The sequence below is a fragment of the Methylobacterium sp. TK26 genome (assembly GCF_055361565.1).
The window spans coordinates 4,329,437-4,347,334 of sequence record NZ_CM143965.1 but is presented as its reverse complement, the minus strand read 5'-3'; the positions used below and the strand labels follow the sequence as shown (position 1 = coordinate 4,347,334).

Annotated in this window: 17 protein-coding genes; 2 read left to right on the top strand and 15 right to left on the bottom strand. The window is 70.3% G+C overall.

Features of this window, described 5'->3' with window-relative positions:
* Positions 1-5: 5 nt before the first annotated feature.
* From ppdK to ACXJ1Y_RS21055, 14 genes are all read right to left on the bottom strand, one after another.
* Complete coding sequence (gene ppdK / locus ACXJ1Y_RS21120; protein ID WP_463848035.1) at positions 6-2,693, bottom strand: pyruvate, phosphate dikinase; 2,688 nt, start codon at positions 2,691-2,693, stop codon at positions 6-8.
* 188 nt (positions 2,694-2,881) lie between these two features.
* The gene (locus ACXJ1Y_RS21115) at positions 2,882-3,034 is read right to left on the bottom strand and encodes a DUF3096 domain-containing protein (protein WP_342166329.1); all 153 of its coding nucleotides are present in this window, start codon (positions 3,032-3,034) and stop codon (positions 2,882-2,884) included.
* A gap of 114 nt (positions 3,035-3,148) precedes the next feature.
* On the bottom strand, positions 3,149-4,264 hold the full coding sequence (gene pufC / locus ACXJ1Y_RS21110) for a photosynthetic reaction center cytochrome PufC (RefSeq protein WP_463848034.1): 1,116 nt from the start codon (positions 4,262-4,264) through the stop codon (positions 3,149-3,151).
* Between the two features lie 10 nt (positions 4,265-4,274).
* Positions 4,275-5,255, bottom strand: coding sequence for a photosynthetic reaction center subunit M (gene pufM / locus ACXJ1Y_RS21105; RefSeq protein ID WP_463848033.1), 981 nt, complete (start codon positions 5,253-5,255; stop codon positions 4,275-4,277).
* An 85-nt stretch (positions 5,256-5,340) separates the two neighbouring features.
* A complete protein-coding gene (gene pufL, locus ACXJ1Y_RS21100) occupies positions 5,341-6,165 on the bottom strand; it encodes a photosynthetic reaction center subunit L (protein WP_463848032.1) in 825 nt (274 codons plus the stop codon).
* A 66-nt stretch (positions 6,166-6,231) separates the two neighbouring features.
* Positions 6,232-6,420, bottom strand: a complete 189-nt coding sequence (gene pufA / locus ACXJ1Y_RS21095) for a light-harvesting antenna LH1, alpha subunit (RefSeq protein WP_243958276.1) — start codon at positions 6,418-6,420, stop codon at positions 6,232-6,234.
* Between the two features lie 10 nt (positions 6,421-6,430).
* Positions 6,431-6,667 (bottom strand): light-harvesting antenna LH1, beta subunit, encoded by a 237-nt coding sequence (pufB, locus tag ACXJ1Y_RS21090; protein ID WP_238204760.1) that lies wholly within the window; start codon positions 6,665-6,667, stop codon positions 6,431-6,433.
* Between the two features lie 129 nt (positions 6,668-6,796).
* Positions 6,797-7,018 (bottom strand): hypothetical protein, encoded by a 222-nt coding sequence (locus ACXJ1Y_RS21085; protein WP_463848031.1) that lies wholly within the window; start codon positions 7,016-7,018, stop codon positions 6,797-6,799.
* Positions 7,019-7,046: 28 nt separating this feature from the next.
* Positions 7,047-8,513 carry a chlorophyllide a reductase subunit Z gene (bchZ, locus tag ACXJ1Y_RS21080; RefSeq protein ID WP_463848030.1) on the bottom strand — a complete coding sequence of 489 codons (1,467 nt, stop codon included), beginning with the start codon at positions 8,511-8,513 and terminating at the stop codon, positions 7,047-7,049.
* Positions 8,513-10,042, bottom strand: coding sequence for a chlorophyllide a reductase subunit Y (gene bchY, locus ACXJ1Y_RS21075; RefSeq protein ID WP_463848029.1), 1,530 nt, complete (start codon positions 10,040-10,042; stop codon positions 8,513-8,515). Before bchY ends, bchZ begins: the two co-directional genes overlap by 1 nt.
* A 5-nt stretch (positions 10,043-10,047) precedes the next feature.
* Positions 10,048-11,052: a chlorophyllide a reductase iron protein subunit X gene (locus tag ACXJ1Y_RS21070; protein ID WP_463848028.1), complete on the bottom strand. Its 1,005-nt coding sequence runs from the start codon at positions 11,050-11,052 to the stop codon at positions 10,048-10,050.
* The gene (gene bchC / locus ACXJ1Y_RS21065) at positions 11,049-11,987 is read right to left on the bottom strand and encodes a chlorophyll synthesis pathway protein BchC (RefSeq protein WP_463848027.1); all 939 of its coding nucleotides are present in this window, start codon (positions 11,985-11,987) and stop codon (positions 11,049-11,051) included. The genes ACXJ1Y_RS21070 and bchC overlap by 4 nt, the downstream gene beginning before the upstream one ends.
* A 99-nt stretch (positions 11,988-12,086) precedes the next feature.
* On the bottom strand, positions 12,087-13,220 hold the full coding sequence (locus ACXJ1Y_RS21060) for a methyltransferase (RefSeq protein ID WP_463850191.1): 1,134 nt from the start codon (positions 13,218-13,220) through the stop codon (positions 12,087-12,089).
* A 14-nt stretch (positions 13,221-13,234) separates the two neighbouring features.
* Positions 13,235-14,104 (bottom strand): polyprenyl synthetase family protein, encoded by an 870-nt coding sequence (locus ACXJ1Y_RS21055; protein WP_463848026.1) that lies wholly within the window; start codon positions 14,102-14,104, stop codon positions 13,235-13,237.
* Between the two features lie 100 nt (positions 14,105-14,204).
* On the opposite strand from ACXJ1Y_RS21055, the gene crtD reads away from it, so the two are divergent.
* Both crtD and ACXJ1Y_RS21045 read left to right on the top strand, forming a co-directional pair.
* Positions 14,205-15,740 (top strand): 1-hydroxycarotenoid 3,4-desaturase CrtD, encoded by a 1,536-nt coding sequence (gene crtD / locus ACXJ1Y_RS21050; RefSeq protein ID WP_463848025.1) that lies wholly within the window; start codon positions 14,205-14,207, stop codon positions 15,738-15,740.
* The gene (locus ACXJ1Y_RS21045; protein WP_463848024.1) at positions 15,737-16,597 is read left to right on the top strand and encodes a carotenoid 1,2-hydratase family protein; all 861 of its coding nucleotides are present in this window, start codon (positions 15,737-15,739) and stop codon (positions 16,595-16,597) included. Before crtD ends, ACXJ1Y_RS21045 begins: the two co-directional genes overlap by 4 nt.
* Here the strand turns inward: ACXJ1Y_RS21045 and ACXJ1Y_RS21040 are convergent.
* A complete protein-coding gene (locus ACXJ1Y_RS21040) occupies positions 16,569-17,867 on the bottom strand; it encodes a glycosyltransferase family 87 protein (RefSeq protein ID WP_463848023.1) in 1,299 nt (432 codons plus the stop codon). The genes ACXJ1Y_RS21045 and ACXJ1Y_RS21040 overlap by 29 nt on opposite strands.
* Positions 17,868-17,898 lie beyond the last annotated feature (31 nt).

Below are 17,898 nucleotides of genomic sequence, written 5' to 3'. Positions count from 1 at the left end.
GGGCGTTAGCCCTCGCCCACATGGGCCTTGCCCAGGGCCGCCTGGGCGGCGGCGAGGCGGGCGATCGGCACGCGGTAGGGCGAGCACGACACGTAATCGAGCCCGACCTCCTGGCAGAAGGCGATGGAGGCGGGATCGCCGCCGTGTTCGCCGCAGATGCCGAGCTTGATGTTCCCCCGGGTCGCGCGGCCGCGCTCGCAGCCGATCCGCACCAGTTCGCCCACGCCTTCCTGGTCGATGGTGATGAACGGGTCGGCCGGCAGGATGCCCTTCTGGGTGTAGGGCCCGAGGAAGGTCGCCGCGTCGTCGCGGGAGATGCCGAGCGCCGTCTGGGTCAGATCGTTCGTGCCGAAGGAGAAGAACTCCGCCGTCTCGGCAATCTGGCCCGCCATCAGGGCGGCGCGGGGCAGTTCGATCATCGTGCCGACCTGATAGTCGAGCTTGGCCGACTTCTCCTGCTCGACGGCCTTCGCCGTGGCGTCGATCCGGCCCTTCACGAGGTCGAACTCGGCGCGGGTGAAGACCAGCGGCACCATCACCTCGGACGTCACCGGGCTCCCCGTCTCCTCGGCGGCCTGGATGGCGGCCTCGAAGATGGCGCGAGCCTGCATCTCGGCGATCTCCGGGAAGGCGATGGCGAGGCGGCAGCCGCGGAAGCCGAGCATCGGGTTGTGCTCGGAGAGTTCGCGCATCCGCTGGCGGATCTTGTCCTCCGAAACGCCCGTCGCCTTCACGACCTCCTGCACCTCCTGATCGGTGTGCGGCAGGAACTCGTGCAGCGGCGGATCGAGCAGGCGGATCGTCACCGGCAGGCCGGACATGATCTTGAACAGCTCGATGAAGTCCTGCCGCTGGTAGGGCAGGATCTTCGCCAGCGCCGCCTTCCGGCCCTCGGCGTCGTCGGCCAGGATCATCTCGCGCACGGCGATGATCCGGTCACCCTCGAAGAACATGTGCTCGGTGCGGCAGAGGCCGATGCCCTCGGCGCCGAAGTTGCGCGCGGTGCGGGCATCGGTGGGCGTGTCGGCGTTGGTGCGCACCTTCATGGTGCGGATGCCGTCGGCCCATTCCATGAGCGTGGCGAAGTCGCCGGAGAGTTCCGGCTCCAGCATCGCCACCTCGCCGAGGATCACCTGTCCGGTCGAGCCGTCGATGGTGATCTTGTCGCCCGCCTTCAGCATCTTGCCGCCGACGGTCATCGTCTGCGCCTTGTAGTCGATGCGGATCGTGCCGACGCCGGAGACGCAGGGCTTGCCCATGCCGCGCGCCACCACGGCCGCGTGGCTGGTCATGCCGCCGCGCGTGGTGAGGATGCCCTCGGCGGCGTGCATGCCGTGGATGTCCTCCGGGGAGGTCTCGACGCGCACGAGGATGCACTTCTTCTCGGCCTTGCGATGCGCCTCGGCATCCTCCGAGTTGAACACGATCTGGCCCGTGGCGGCGCCCGGCGAGGCCGGCAGGCCGTTGGCGATCACCTTGCGCTCGGCCTTCGGGTCGATGGTCGGGTGCAGCAACTGGTCGAGGGCGGAGGGCTCCACGCGGCCGATGGCCTCGTTGCGGGAGATCAGCCCCTCGGCCGCCAGATCCACGGCGATGCGCAGAGCCGCCTTGGCGGTGCGCTTGCCGTTGCGGGTCTGGAGCATCCAGAGCTTCCCCTTCTCGATGGTGAACTCCATGTCCTGCATGTCACGGTAATGGCCTTCCAGGATCCCGTAGATCCGGGTCAGCTCCGCGAAGCTCTCGGGCATGGCCTTCTCCATCGAAGGCTTGTCGCTGCCGGCCTCTTCCCTGGCCTTCTCGGTGATGTTCTGCGGGGTGCGGATGCCCGCCACCACGTCCTCGCCCTGGGCGTTGATCAGGAACTCGCCGTAGAGCGCCCGCTCGCCGGTGGAGGGGTTCCGCGTGAAGGCCACGCCGGTCGCCGACGTGTCGCCCATGTTGCCGAACACCATCGCCTGCACGTTGACGGCGGTGCCCCAGCTCTCCGGGATGCTGTTCAGCTCGCGGTACTTTTTCGCGCGCGGAATCATCCAGGAATTGAACACGGCGCCGATGGCGCCCCAGAGCTGGTCGTCGGCGCCCTGCGGGAAGTCCGCGCCGTGCTGCTCACGGACGATCTTCTTGTAGGTCTGGATCAGGGTCTTCCAGTCCTCGGCGCCGAGTTCGGTGTCGAGGTCGAAGCCCTTCGTTTCCTTGTACTGCTCCAGCGCCTCCTCGAAGGCGTGGTGCTCCACGTCGAGCACGACGTTCGAGTACATGGTGATGAAGCGGCGGTAGGAATCGTAGGCGAAGCGCTCGTCGTCGGCCTCCTTGGCGAGCGCCGTCACGGTCTCGTCGTTGAGGCCGAGGTTCAGCACCGTGTCCATCATGCCGGGCATGGAGGCGCGGGCGCCGGAGCGAACCGAGACGAGGAGCGGGGCCTTCGCATCGCCGAAGGCGCGGCCGGTGAGCTTGCCGACCTGCGCCAGGGCGGCGGTCACTTGGTCCCTCAGCTCCGGCGGGTAGCTCTTCCCGTGGTCGTAGTAATACGTACAGACCTCGGTGGTGATGGTGAAGCCCGGAGGCACCGGGAGGCCGAGATTCGACATCTCGGCCAGATTCGCGCCCTTGCCGCCGAGCAGATCGCGCATCTGCGATTTACCCTCGGCCTTGCCATCACCGAAAGCGTAGACCCACTTCGCGTCGCCAGCCATCTCGATACCGCTCGTCGCTCGCCGTTGGGCCGTGAATGCCCTTCACGGCGGGGTGAACCATTCGGCACCGCAACGCAAGATGAACGGGCAATGCGAAACGGCAGCCTCGTGTGACGAAATCCCGCCCGTGACGCCCACCCGCCGAAAGGGAGGGGATGGACGCGCGGACGGGCCCCGCCGGAACCGGTTCAGGAGAGGCCGCGGAAGAGGCCGAGGCCGATCACGCCGACCGCGATCAGGTAGATCGCGACGATGTAATTCAGCAGTCGCGGCATCACGAGGATCAGGATGCCCGCCAGGATGGCGATGATCGGCTGCAGGTGCGAGATCGTGATCGTCATGGTCCGTCCTCCGGCCAAGCTCGGCCGTAAGGGTGAGACGTCCGGGCGGCCCCGAGGGTTCCTCCGAAAGCGGCTTCGGCCGCCCCCCTCAAACGGGGAGCGGCCGGGCGCGCGCTACAGCGGTGGGGGCTTGGGCGTCGGGGTGTTCGTGCCGGGGATCGGATCCTTGGCCTCGCCGACGGGCAGGTCGACCTGCGTCGTGGGCTTGGCGAGTTCCGGGTAGGGCGAGATCACGTTCGCCCCGTTCAGCGGCTTGTTCGCGCCGTTGTGGCAGGTGGCGCAGCTGATCTTGGCGACGTCGTTGGTCGGCCCCAGGCGGGCCGCCGGGAACGTCGTGGTCAGCGGGTGCATGTAGTCCTGGTTCAGGTCGCGGACCATCTGCACGCCGTACCACGCATGGACCCGGTTCGGGGTACTGGTGTCCCACTGCGCCACCGAGCGGGTGTTGTGGCAGAAGGTGCAGTTCACCCCCAGCGCCTGGGACATGGTGATCATGATCGCGAAGGTGCGCTCCGCGTCCTGGATCGGCTTGCTCTTCGATTCGGGGAGAGCCGTCGTGGCGTTCACCCGCACGAAGGATTCCGGCACGTCCTTCTTGCCGTAATACTCATCGAAGACGGCATAGGGCAGCGAGGTCAGGCCGACATTCGCCGAGGCGAGGTTCTGGCCGTTGTTGCGCGGGATGAACTTGGCACCGGCCGAGGGCGGGGGCGTGTCGAACCAGATGTTGGCCGGCACGGGATTGCCCCGGTGGCAGGTGTAGCAGGTCACGCCGGCCTCGTGGACGTGCTTCTCCTTCCAGGTCGAGTTGATGTGCTGGGTCATCTGGAGCATGCGGCGGGCGACGCGCTTCTGGTACAGCTCGTCGGAGGCCATGTTCTCGGTGCTGTGGCAGTAGGTGCAGCCCTGCTGCGGCGCGACCCATTCAGTGATCGACACCATCACGCGATTGAACTGCTCGGCCGAGAGATCGCCCAGCACCTGCACGTTCTCATAGACGGCCGACGCCTTGTCGCCCGAGGCGTCGGCGGGGTCGGCCGGGGCCGGCGCCCGGTTGGCGTCGGCCAGTTCCTCGTTACCCGCACGGGTGCGGATGAGGTCCATGCCGGTGCCGCGGAAGCCGGTCTGCTTGTTGGCCATCGGGGGGTGGGTCCAGCCCGCCCCGCCGAACATCGCGATGGTGAGGAAGAGGGCCAGGGCGGCCCCCGCCACGGAGAGAACGGTCTTCATGGCGCCCTCCTCACGGCTTCACGACGGGGTTGAGATGGGCCGGATCGACGATCGGCCCGTAGACCTGCGGGTAGGACGGCGCGACGCCGTGCTTGACCGCCCAGAGGTACCAGTTGTCCACCACCGTGCCGGTGAGGAGGATGCCGATGCCGCCGGTCAGCGTCGTCAGCACCGCGAACCACCACGCCCAGCGGTGGATCGATTCCATCGTGGCGTTGAAGCCCATGGTCCAGCGCCAGAACAGGGCGGCGCGCTCGGTGGCCGTGCCGCGATCCACGATCTGGTCGATCTCGCGATCCGCCCCGTAGCGGGAGCAGGCGAGGATGGTTCCGCCATGCATCGCGAAGAGCAGCACCGACCCGTAGAGGAAGGTGATCGAGAGCATGTGGAACGGGTTGTAGAAGAGGTTGCCGTAGCGGAGCGAGAACGCCGCCGTCCAATCGAGGTGCGGGAAGATGCCGAAGGGCACCGCCTCGGACCACGAGCCCATCATGATCGGCCGGATGAAGCCGAGGACGAGGTAGAGCCAGATGGCGCTGGCGAAGGCCCACGGCACATGCGTGCCGAGGCCCAGCGCCTTGGCGCGGCGGTAGAGGTGGACCCACCACAGCAGGATCGAGGCGGTGAGGAAGAAACCGGCGATCAGCCACCAGCCGCCCTCAGCCAGCGGCGGCAGGATGCGCAGGCCGTATTTCGGCAGCGGCGGTTCCAGGGCGAGCCAGGGGAGCTGGCGCACGAACTGCACCGGATCCCAATTCACCGAGGCCCACATGTTGAGGCCGATGATCTCGAAGGCGATCAGCCCGCAGACCATCGACAGGGCCGCGATGTAGCCGATGTAGATCGGCCCGACCTGGCTGTTGCCGATGAGGCCGAACAGATAGCTGTTGAACGGCTTGCCGACGCGGCCATCGACCGCGACCGGGATGCCCATCTCCGGCTCCAGGGGCCGGACCTGAACCTGGGTGAAGAAATTCTGATAATAGGCCATCGTCCGATCCCCCGGAGGCCGGTCGGTCGCCCCGACCCGGCTCGCAGCGTCCGCGACACACCCCGCGCGGACTGCGGGATATTCGTCAGCGCCACACGGGCAGGTTGAGCCACCAGCCCCACCATTCGGGCCAGCCCTGGGTCCAGAACGGACCGCTGATCACGATGCAGACCGCGCTCCAGAAGCCGGCCGCCAGGGCGAGGTACCAGCCGAGACGGTGCACGCCGAGGGTGCCGATCGAGTAGCCGATCGTGTCGCGGAAGAAGGTGTCCTCGTGCTCGGGGGTCTTCACCACCTCGCCCTTCGGCGGATTGGTGGAGGACAGGATCAGGCCGCCGTGCATGGCGAGCGCCAGCGTCGTGGTGAAGAAGAACGTCACCGCGAGCATGTGCGCCGGGTTATAGTGGAAGTGGAGATACTGGTATCCGGTGTTCGACACCCAATCGAGGTGCGAGAGGATGCCGTAGGGGAAGCCGTAGCCCCAGGCGCCCATCAGGAACGGGCGGACCACCACCAGGGTGAAATAGGCGAAGATCGCCATGCCGAAGGCGATCGGCACATGGTAGCCGATGCCGAGCTTGCGGCAGATCTCGACCTCGCGCAGCGCCCAGGACACGAACGAGCCCAGCGCGCACATGGTGATGATCTGCCAGAGCCCGCCCTGCTTCAGGGGCGCGAGCTTCAGGCCGTAGCTGATGTCCGGCGGGGCGATGTTGATCTGCCAGATGTTCCAGGTCGGCCCGAGGGCCGCGCCGTAGATCACCAGGGCGGTGCCCAGCACGGTGAAGAAGATCCCCGTCACGCCGAAGAACCCGACGAAGTAGGGACCGATCCAGAAGTCGAAGAGGTCGCCGCCGAGCAAGGTGCCGCCGCGGACCCGGTATTTGCGCTCGTAGCTCAGCATCGCCATGGCGAAGACCTCCCGTTCGTCGTTCGGAGGGGCGGGCGGCGTGGTCCGCCCCTCCGCTCAATGGTGTCAGGCCGGCATTTCCGGCAGCGCGAGCGTGATGGCGTTCGCGGCCTTGTTCGCCTTCGGACCTTCCAGCCAGTTGAACCGGTCGGTCGAGAGCAGGATGAAGTGGATCAGCAGCGCCAGGATGAAGAGGAAGGTGAACAGAGCCACCAGCGTGCGCCGCGGATCGAAGAGCAACCAAACCTTGTGCATCCGATCCTCCTCAGCCGATCATCGAAACGAGGGCGCGGGCCGTGTCGGTCACGCCTTCGAGGGAGGCGTAACCCTGCGGTCCGGGAAGCCACGGGCGCCACAGCCAAACGAGGATGTGGGCGACCACGGCGATCGCCGTGAAGATGAGGAAGCTCGTCAGGAAGATCGCGTGGAACTCCTTGGCCTCCGGTTCCGTCAGCCCGGACAGGCTGCTCGGTCTCTCAGTCGTGATGGGTCCACCAGCCATGGTTTAAGACCTCCGTGTGTTGGCCGCGCCTCTCACGAAGCGCGACGGGTGCTGCCGCGTGTGGCGCGGCCTCACTTCCCCCGCGTGACCGGACGGAAGCGTCTCGTGTTGGGGCTCAAGCGCGAACGCTCATCCCATGAAGGCGAAGGGAATGGCCTGCACGGCCATCGCCCGGGCTTCGCCGAAAACGGAACGGTGCGGCGCCGGCAGGCCCGCGTGGGCGGGCTTGCGGGCGGGCGATATCCGGCCGAGGGCGGCGGCGGCGAGGAAGAAGGGGTAGGTCGCGGCCAGGATCAGCCGGAACTGGAGTTCCTCCTGATGCAGGCGCGCGGTCGGGGCCATCGTACGCATCCTCAGGTCTCCTCTTGTGGAAGGCGGCTCATGCGGGGATCCCCGCGCTGAGTGCGGTGCGCGCGCCGGTCACGTGACCGGCGGCAACGGTGTCGGCGCCGGCCGTGCGGGCGGCGCGCTCGGCCGCGTCGCGCAGGCGCTTGGCGGCGGAGATCCGGGCGAGGACGGGCTGCGCCTCGACGGCGCGGTCGAGGGCGGACAGCGCCTCGGCGTCCCAGGGCAATTCGCGGTGGGTGCGGGCCGGGGTCGGCTCGACCTTGTCCATGTCGCGGGCGAGCGGCAGGATGTGGAAGAGCGTGTCGAACAGGGCGTTGCAGACCTCCTGCACGAGGTAGGTCGCGCCGGCGTAGCCCATGAACGGCGTGCCGGTGTGCCGCCGGATGATCGCGCCGGGGAACGAGGCGGGCACGTAGGTCGCCCGGCCGCCGGCCTCCGCGAGGTACATCCGCTCATTGAACGAGCCGAACAGCACCAGCGGCGGGTTCTTGGCGATGGCGTCCCGCACCTTGGCGTTGTCGGGCTTGAGCCCGGCGGAACGGCCGAAGGCGAAGTGGCAGGGCAGGCCCATCTCCTCTTCGAGGAAGTGGCGGACGCCCCGCGCATAGGTCTCGGTGGCGACGATGCCGAAGCTCGCCGTGCCGAAGAAGTCCTGCGTCACCGACCGCCACAGGTCCCAGACCGGCTTGATCGTGGTGTGGCGCTCCCGCTCGATGAACGGCTCGGGATCGACGCCCAGGATCTCGCCCAGCGCCCGCAGGAACTTGGTGGTCGAGAGCACACCGATGGGCGCCTGCAGATACGGACGCTCAAGCGCCTCGCAGAGGCCCCGGCCGAACTCCCGGTAGAGGCAGATATTGGCATCCGCGTTGACGAGCTTGCCCACATCCGCGAGGTGCGAGCCCAGCGGGAAGGTGAGGTTCACCTCGGCGCCGATGCCTTCAACCAGCCGCCGGATCTCGGCGAGGTCGCTCGGCATGTTGAACGTGCCGTAGGCCGGGCCGATGAGGTTGACGCGGGGCTTCTCGCCCTCCTTGCGGGCGGGGCGGGCCGGAATGCCCTTCTTGGCGAATTTCCGCGCCCCGTATTCCTGCCAGAGCCAGGTGATCGCCCGGTCGGCGGCCTGCCATTGGTCCTCGTCGATGGTGCGCGGCAGGAAGCGCTGAAGGCCGGTGCCCTCGGGGGTCACGCCGCCGCCGATCATCTCGGCGATGGAGCCGGTGACGACGACGCTGGGCAGACCCGGATCGAGGGTGGAATGGGCGCGCTTCATCGCGCCCTCGGTGCCGTGGCGGCCGAGCTCTTCCTCGGCCAGACCGGTCACGACGATGGGAAGCTCGTGCGGCGGCAGGGCGTCGGTGTAGTGCAGCACCGAGGTGACGGGCAGGTTCTCGCAACCCACCGGGCCGTCGATGACGACCTGCAGGCCCTTGATCGCCGTGAAGACGTAGACCGCGCCCCAGTATCCGCCGGCCCTGTCGTGATCGAGGATCAGCATTATGCCATCTCCCCAATCGGCTTCTTCGGGCCTTCGGCCTTCGGAGATTGCTTCTTCTGCGGCACGTCCTGCCAGACGCCGGCCGCGTGGCCGGTGCCGACGCCCTCGAAGAAGTCGCGCATCGCATCGAAGCGCGGCTTGTTGCGGAGCGCCGCGTTGACCACCGTCGCCAGCGAGCCGGCGCCGGCCGCGCCCATGAGCGGGCGGGCGGAGATGAGGTTCGTGAAGTAGAGGGCCGGGGTCGCGGCCTCCTTGGCCTTCTGGACCACGGGCGTCGTGCCGATGGCGAGGTCCGGCCGGAAATGGTGGAAGGCGTAGAGATCGTCTTCGAGGGAAGCCCGGTAGCGGACCTCGCAGCCATGGGCCTGAAGCCAATCCCGGTCCGCCTCGGACCACGGGGTGCGCGGGCAGGCGGTGCCGACATAGGGCACCTCGGCGCCGCTCTCGATGAGCAGGCGAGCCACCAGAAGCTCCGAACCCTCGTAGCCGGAGAGCGTGATCCGGCCCTTGATCGGCGAGGCCGAAAGGGCGCCGCGGATACCGGCGAGGATGCCGGCCTTGGCCGCGTCGATGGTCTGAGGCGAGACGTTGCAGGCGGCGCCGATGCGCTCCAGCCAAGCGGCCGTGCCCTCGACGCCCACCGGAGCCGAGCCGACGATGGGCCGCCCGGCCGCCTCGAACTCGCGGATGCTCGCCGTGTAGAACGGGTGGATCGCGGCCACGACCGAACAGTCGAGGGCGCCGTACAATTCGCGCCATTCCCGCGTCGGGACGACGGGCCCGGCGGCGAGGCCGAGGGGCGCCAGCAGTCCGCCGATCACCATCGGATCAGCGGGGAACATCTCGCCGAGCAGCGCCACGGTCGGGCGCTCGGAGCGGCCGCCCTTCGGCGCCTGGACCGGACCCTGTTCGGCCTCGGCGCGGGCGACCTTCAGCATGGCGCCGGCCAGGACGTCCTTCGCCTCGGCATGGGTCGGCACGCCGAAGCCCGGCACGTCGATGCCGATGACGCGGACGCCGTCGATCTCCTTCGGCAGGAGCCGCAGCGGGACGCCCGACGCCGTGGGAACGCAGAGGTTGATGACGACGACGGCGTCGTAATCCTCAGGCTTCGCGGTGGCGTGGACCGCGTCGCGGATGTCCTCGAACAGCTTGCCGGTGACGAGCGTCTCGGAGTTGAACGGCACGTAGCCGACGCTCCGGCGGGCACCGTAGAAATGCGAGGTGAAGGTCAGGCCGTAGACGCAGCAGGCCGAGCCGGAGAGGATCGTCGCCGTGCGGCGCATCCGCAGGCCGACGCGCAGGGAGCCGAAGGCGGGGCACATGCTCTGCGGCTGGTCGTGCGGACCCTGCGGATAATCCTCGCGCAACTGCGCCAGGGTCTCGGACATCCCGGCCGCCTCCGCGGCCTCCCGCATCGCGTCCTTGCCGGCGTGGCAGCCGAGCCCGTCGCCCTTGGTGGCGGCGAGGTCGATGGCGGGGACCGCCTTGCGGGCCCGCAGTTCGGCGATGTCGAGGGAGACGGCCATGCGCGTCAGACCTCGTCGTACACGACTTCGAGGGACGGCTTGATCACCTCGGCGACCCCGCACATGTCCTCTTGCGTCGCGGGGACGAGAACCACGTCGCGGCCCGTCGTCTCGCTGGAGAACAGGCCGAGGAGCCCGTCCTGGGTCAGCGGCGTCGGGCGGTGCGGGGCGGCGCCGGCCACGTTGGCGGCGAGTTCGGAGAACAGGTCGCCCCAGCGCCCGTCGGGCTTGCCGATGATCTCGTAATTCGCGCTCTTCTTGCGGATGTCGTCGTCGGCCGGGATCGAGGCGAGCACCGGGATGCCGGCGGCTTCCGCGAAGGCCTGCGCCTCGCCCGTGCCGTCATCCTTGTTGATGACGAGCCCGCCGACGCCGACGTTGCCGCCCATCTTGCGGAAGTACTCGACCGCCGAGCAGACGTTGTTGGCGACGTAGAGCGATTGCAGGTCGTTCGAGCCGACGACGATGACCTTCTGGCACATGTCGCGGGCGATCGGCAGGCCGAAGCCGCCGCAGACCACGTCGCCGAGGAAGTCGAGCAGGACGAAATCGAATCCCCACTCGTGGAAGCCGAGCTTTTCCAGCAACTCGAAGCCGTGGATGATCCCGCGCCCGCCGCAGCCGCGCCCGACCTCCGGCCCGCCGAGTTCCATGGCGTAGACGCCGTCGCGCTTGAAGCAGACATCGCCGATGGCGACCTGCTCGCCCGCGAGCTTCTTCTTCGTGGAGGTCTCGATGATGGTCGGGCAGGCCTTGCCGCCGAACAGCAGGGAGGTGGTGTCGCTCTTCGGGTCGCAGCCGATGAGCAGCACCTTCTTGCCCTGCTGGGCCATCATGTAGCTGAGGTTGGCCAGCGTGAACGACTTGCCGATGCCGCCCTTGCCGTAGATCGCGATGATCTGCGTCTCCTTCTTCGCCGGGGCGGTGGAGACGGGATCGGGCTCGATGGCGGCTTCCGCGCGAAGCAGGGCGGCACCCGCGAGGGCGGTCTTGTCGATCTGGACGTTCATGCGGCGTCCCTCCAATCCAGGACCATCTTGAGGCAGGCCGGGTCGGCGAAGGCCGTCCGGTAAGCCTCCTCGGCCCGCGCGGCGGGCACGCGGTGGGTGATCAGACCGTCGAGGGACAGCCGCCCCGCCTCGATGAGGCGCGTGACGGCGGCGAGGTCGCCCGGCCGGAACTCGGCGGAGATGCGCAGGCGCGCCTCCCGCATGAAGGCGGGCGGGAAGGCGAAGGAGAGCGGCGCCTCGTAGAAGCCCGCGAGGACGATCTCGCCGCCGGGGGCGAGGCGCGCGATCAGCCCGTCGAGGCCGGCGGAATCGCCGCTCACGTCGAGGATGCGCCCGTAGTCGCGGCGGGCATCGTCCTCGGGGGCCAGGATGGCATAGCCCTCCGCGCCGTCGCGGCGGGCGGGGTTCGTCTCCCACACGGTCGGCTCGGCGCCCATCGCCACGGCGACGCGGGCCAGGAGCCGGCCGAGCACGCCGTGCCCGACGATCAGGGGACGCTCGCCCTCCGCGATGCCGCCGGAAGCGCGGTGGGCGGTGGCGGCCAGCGCCAGCAGGCAGGCGCGCTCGCCCAGCGCCCCATCGACGGGAAGCAGCTTGTCGGCGGGGGCGACGAGGCGGGAGGCCGCGCCGCCGAACAGGCCGCGCACCGGGCCGAAGCAGCGGGCGCCGGGGACGAACACCCATTGCCCCACGCGGACGGGAGCGTCGGCGGCGGCCTCGGCGACTTGGCCCACGGTCTCGTAGCCCGGCACCAGCGGATACCCCATGCCCGGAAAGGCCGGCATCCGGCCGGACCAGAGCAGGCGCTCGGTGCCGGTGCTGATGCCGCTCCAGGCGACGTCCACCACCGCGTCGCCCACACCCGCGCCGGTGAGGGTCAGCCGCCGCAGCGCCAGCCTTTCCGGTTGTTCGAGGATGACGGCGAGAGCGTCCATGACTGGAATTTCCGCCCGACTCAAAGGCGACACCGCGGGGGCGGGTCTCCTGAGTGTCATTCTAGATAGACACTTTTGCGCGTCAACCTGTCTTAACAGTCATCTGCCGGTTTTGTGTGCGACAAGCACACGGGCCAGCAGGGGACGACGGGTTTTGCGCTCTTTCGCCGCCGCGAACCCGGCCTCGCGGGCCAGCCGTGACAGTTCGTCCGCCGTCCGGGGGCGACCGGAGCCCATCGCCAGCAGGTAGAAGCCGAAATAGGCGTCCCCCACCGGCTCCGCGCCGGGCGTTCCCGCCATCGGTTCGGCGATGATGAGTCGCCCGCCGGGGGCCAGCGCCGCATGGGCCGCGCCCAGCAGCGCCCGGACCGGTGCGTCGTCGTGGTCGTGGAGGACGCGCACGAGGGAGATCGCGTCGGCGCCCTGCGGCAGGCCGGCGTGGAAATCGCCGCCCAGGCACGCGATCCGGTCGCCGAGCCCGGCCCGCCCGAGGCGCGCCCCGGCCCGTTCCGCCACGGCGGGCAGGTCGAACAGGGTGAGCCGGCGCCCCGGCAGATGCGGCGCGGCGGCTTCGAGGAAGGCCCCCTCCCCGCCGCCGACATCCATCCAGTGGCGGATGCCCCGCAGGTCGCAGGCCTCGATAATGTCCTGCGCGATCATCGCCTGGGACGTGCCCATCAGCGCGCCGTAGGGAGCAGCCTCGCCCGGCGCGACGGCACCACCCTCGGCATAGGGCCAGTAGGAGGAGAGCCGCGTGCGCTCCGTGCGGCCCTGCAGCAGGGCGACCGGATCGGCGAGGTCGGCGTAGAGCAGGGCGTGGTGCTCGACCATCGCCGCGATGCCGGGATTGCCGGTGACGGCGGCGCCGAGATCGGCCAGGGCGAAGCGCCCGTCCGGCAGGGCGCGAATCAGGTCGAGGGAGCGGGCGGCGAGGAGCAGCGTCCGCGCCTTCTCCGGCGGCAGGCCGAGGCGCGCGGCGAGGGCCTCGCCCGTCATCGGCCCCTCCGCCAGGATCGCGAACAGATCGAGGCGGATGCAAGCCGTCAGCACCTGCGCGTAGACGAATCCGGCGCAGAGATCGAACAGGGTCCGCGTGTTGGCCCGCGCGATGCGCCGCGTCAGCGGGAAGCCCGCCGCCCAGCGCTGGAAGCGCGGGCTCGCCACGAGGCGGTTCCGCAGCGCCAGCCAGCGCTCGGAGAGCGGGCGCGGGCGCGCCGCCGGGGAATCCGACAGGGCCGCGCCCCGGCTCAGGCCGACACCGCACGCAGGCTCGCCGGCAGGAACAGCCGGGCCTGCGCCTCGATTTCCGCCGTCAGCCCCTTCGCGCCGGGGCAATCCGGCACCGCCGCGATGGCCTCGCGGGTGAGGCGCTTCAGCCTGTCGAGGGCGCCGCCCGTGCCGAGCAGCGCCGCCGCGTTGGGCCGCCCGAGGGTCGCGTCGCGCCCGGCGGGCTTGCCGATCTCCTCCTGGCGGCAGGCGACGTCGCGCAGATCGTCGGCCACCTGATAGGCCTCGCCAAGCGCCTCGCCGAGGCGCCGCCACGGCTCCGGCTCGGCCCCCGCCGCCGCCGCGCCGGCCACCGTCGCCGCGGCGAAGAGCGCGCCGGTCTTGGCCTGCTGGTAGGCGCTGAGGTCCACATGAGCCTCGGATTCCCAGGCCTGCCCCGCCGCGATGCCGGAGGGCGAGCCCGCCGCCCGGCCGAGCAGCCCGACGAGCCGGGCGAGCCGGCGCGGATGCCGCCAGGCCCCCCGCGCCAGGGTCTCGAAGGCGAGCACGATCAGCGCGTCTCCGGTGAGGACGGCGATGGGCGTGCCGAAGGCGATGTGCACCGTGTCCTTCTGGCGGCGCGTCGGTGCGTCGTCGAAGCAGGGCAGGTCGTCGTGGACGAGGGAGGCGCAATGCAGAAGCTCGATCGCCGCCGCCGCCGAATCGGCGCCCAGGGGATCGTCGTCGCCGCAGGCCCGCGCCACCGAGAGGCAGAGCCGGGGCCGGATGCGGTGCCCGCCGGGGAAGACGGCGTAGCGCATCGCTTCCGCCAGAAGGGGTGGCGCGCCGGGCGCCTCCGAGTAGGCGACAGCCCTGTCGAGGGCCGATTCGATCCGAGCGCCGGGCTCCATGCCGCCCTCCCTGTCATGGCGGGTTGCCATCGCCATGTGTCACTTATAATTGACACTCACGGACCATAAGATCAATCCCGACCTGGGAGGCTCCGCAACCGTGTCGGCCACGCGCGTCGTTGTGATCGGAGCCGGGATCGGCGGGCTCGCCGCCGCCCTCAGGCTCGCCCGTGCCGGCCTGTCGGTCACGGTGGTGGAGCGCGCCGAGGCGCCGGGCGGCAAGATGCGCGCGGTACCCGTGGACGGCACGCGCATCGAGGCGGGGCCGACCGTCTTCACCATGCGCTGGGTGTTCGAGGAGCTTCTGGCCGAGTGCGGCGCGCGCCTCGCCGAGCGCGTGACCCTGCGGGACGCGAGCCTGCTCGCCCGCCACGCCTGGAGCCGAGACGAACGCCTCGACCTCTTCGCCGACATCGACGCCTCGGCGGCGGCGATCCACGCCTTCGCCGGGGCGGGCGAAGCCGAGGGCTACCGGCGCTTCTGCGCCCGCGCGGCGGAGGTCTACCGCACCCTGGAGGGGCCCTTCATCCGCTCCGGCCAAACGGGGCCGACGGGGCTCGCCAAGCGGGTCGGCATTTCCGGGATCGGCGACCTCTGGCGCATCCAGCCCTTCGCGACGCTCTCGTCGGCGCTGAAGGAGTATTTCCGCGATCCGCGCCTTCTCCAGCTCTTCGGGCGCTACGCCACCTATTGCGGCGCCTCGCCCTTCACCGCCCCGGCGACGCTGATGCTGGTGGCGCATGTGGAGCAGGCCGGCGTCTGGACCGTGCAGGGGGGCCTGAGTGCGCTGGCCGCCTCGATCGCCGGGCTTGCCGTCGAGAACGGGGCGGAGTTCCGCTACGGCACCCATGTCCAGGAGATCGAGGTCGCCGGGGGCAAGGTCACGGGCGTGCGGCTCGCGGGCGGCGGGCGCATCCCGGCGGATGTCGTGGTCTGCAACGGCGACGTGGCGGCCTTGGGCGCGGGGCTGCTGGGCCGGGCGGCGGCGCCGGCCGGCGACCGGATCGCGCGGGCCGAGCGCTCGCTCTCGGCGGTGACGTTCTGCGTGCGGGCCGAGACGGCGGGCTTTCCGCTGGCGCACCACACGGTGTTCTTCTCCCGCGATTACCGCGCCGAGTTCGACACGATCCTGCGCGATCGCCGCCTGCCCACGGACCCCACGGTCTACGTCTGCGCCCAGGACCGCAGCGCCGAGGGCGCCTTTCCCGGCGGGCCGGAGCGCCTGCTGATGCTCGTCAACGCCCCGGCCGACGGCACGGAGCGCCCCCTGCCTGCCACGGAGATCGCCCGATGCGAGACCAACCTGAAGGCGCGGCTGCACGCCTGCGGCCTGTCCCTGACGCGCGAATCGGCTCAAGCGGTGACGACGCCGGAGGCCTTCGCGGGCCTGTTCCCGGGGAGTCAGGGCGCTCTGTACGGGCGGGCGTCGCAGGGCTGGGCGGCGACCTTCAAGCGCCCGGGAGCGCGGACCAAGGTGGCGGGGCTCTACCTCGCGGGGGGCTCGGTCCATCCGGGGCCGGGCGTGCCGATGGCGGCGCAATCGGGGAGGCTCGCGGCGGCAGCGATCCTCGCCGACCTCGGTTCGACGGGCAGGTCGGGCGCAACGGCTATGTCTGGTGGTACGTCGATGCGGTGAGCGACGACGGCACCCAGGGCCTCACCATCATCGCCTTCATCGGCAGCGTGTTCTCGCCATATTACGGCTGGAGCCGCGAGAAGAACCCCTTCGACCATTGCGCGATGAACGTCGTGCTCTACGGCCGCCCGAGCCGCTTCGCCATGACGGAGCGGAAGCAGGGCACCCTAACGCGCGGGGCGGACCACATCGCCATCGGCCCGAGCGCGATGGAGTGGGACGGCACCGAACTCACCGTGCGGATCGATGAGCGCGGGGCGCCGCTGCCCCGGCGTATCCGGGGCACGGTGCGCCTGCGGCCCTCCGGCATCACGGCGGGGCCGTTCCACCTCGATCCGGCCGGGCGGCACCGCTGGTGGCCGATGGCCCCGGCCTCGCGAGTGGAGGTCTCGTTGAGCGAGCCCAGCATGTCCTGGCAGGGGAGCGGCTATTTCGACACCAATGACGGCGACGAGCCCTTAGGCAACGCCTTCACCCGCTGGACATGGTGCCGGGCCGAACTGCCGGACGGGGCGGCGATCCTCTACGACGTGGCCCACCGGGACGGCGGCGGTCGCAACCTCTCGCTGGGCTTCGCCTTCGACGGAACGAGGCGGGACATCCGCCCGCCGCTCTCGGCCAAGCTGCCGCCCACCGGGTTCTGGCGGATGCCCCGCGAGACCCGCAGCGACGACGGCAAGGCGCGGGTCATCACCACCTTCGAGGACACGCCGTTCTATTCGCGCTCGCTGCTGGCCTCGACCCTGGCGGGCGAGCCGGTGCGGGCGGTCCACGAGAGCCTGTCCCTCGACCGGTTCCGCAACCCGCTGGTGCAGCTGATGCTGCCCTTCAGGATCCCGCGACCGCTCGGCGGGTGAGGGCGAAGCCCCCCTGCGGCAGCAGGGCCGTCAGGCCGACGCGCCACGCGATGCAGGCGAAGGTCGCCAGCGCCAGGGCGAGGCCGAAGGAGAAGCCGGTCTCGCCGGCCGCGAACCGCACGAGGGCGGTGAGCGGGCTGAGCGCGATCAGCAGCCGCTCATGGGCGACGAGCCCGCCCTGCTTCACGGCGGCGAGCCCGAGGAAGAGGGTCGCGGGCAGCAGGGGCACGAGGTCGTAGACCGGCACGTAGGGCGAGAGCAGCGGCGTGACGCAGAGGCAGGCGGCGGCCCGCAACTCGGGCGAGGCCCCGGAGCGCCAGACCCGCAGCACGAAGGCCAGCGCCGTGAGCGCCACCGCGATCTGGAACGCCCAGGACACGGCCACCGAGCCGCCGAGGAGGCGCACCGCCCCGAAGGCGCTGGCGTTGAGATCAAGCCCCGACGCGGCCTCCTGCAGGATGATCCGGTTGGTGCTCGACAGCGAGTGCAGGAAGCCGATCCACGGTTCGAAGCCGAACAGGGCCACCGAGGCGAGGCTGGCGGCGAGCACCGTCGCGGCGCAGCTGACGAGCGCGGTCCACCGCCCGGTGGCGAGCAGCAGCAGCGGCGCCACCAGCGCGAAATGCGGCTTGAAGGCGAGGAGCCCGAAGCACAGGCCGGCAAGGCGCGGGCGCCTGTCGAGGAGGACGAGGCCCAGCGTCATCAGTCCGGCGGTGAACAGCCCGTTCTGGCCATAGGACAGGTTGCAGAATACCAGGGGGTGGGCGAACGCGATGAGGGCGATGTCCATGCGCCCCGCCGCGCGCCGCAGCACGAACAGGAAGAACGCGGCCGAGAGGGCGCACCACGCGAGGTAGCCGGCCTGCGGGTCCATCCACGCCATCGCCGCCGACGGGATCAGGAAGATCGGCGGGTAGTGCCACGCGAAGCGGCAATCCGGCCCGAACGCCTCCCGCAGGTTCGCGAGGTGGCGGGCGAGGTCGTAAGGCTCGGCGGCCCGGCCCTCCAGGGCGGCGCGGCCGGCGACCCAGATCTGCGAGAAGTCGTTGCCCAGGATCTCGCCGTACCAGTTCCGGCGGGGCTCCGGGCCGGTGCCGAACAGCACGACGATGATCACGCAGGTGATCGGCAGCAGGAACACCGCCGCCAGCCGCCCGAAGGCCAGGAAGCGCGCATCGTTGAAGACGATGTCCGCGAGGTCCGCGCGCAGGCCGGCGAGGAACGTCCGGCCGGTCTGCGGAGCGGTGGCGTGCATGGTCTGTCCCGGCATCGGGCCATCGGAAAAGGCCCGGCCGAGCCTA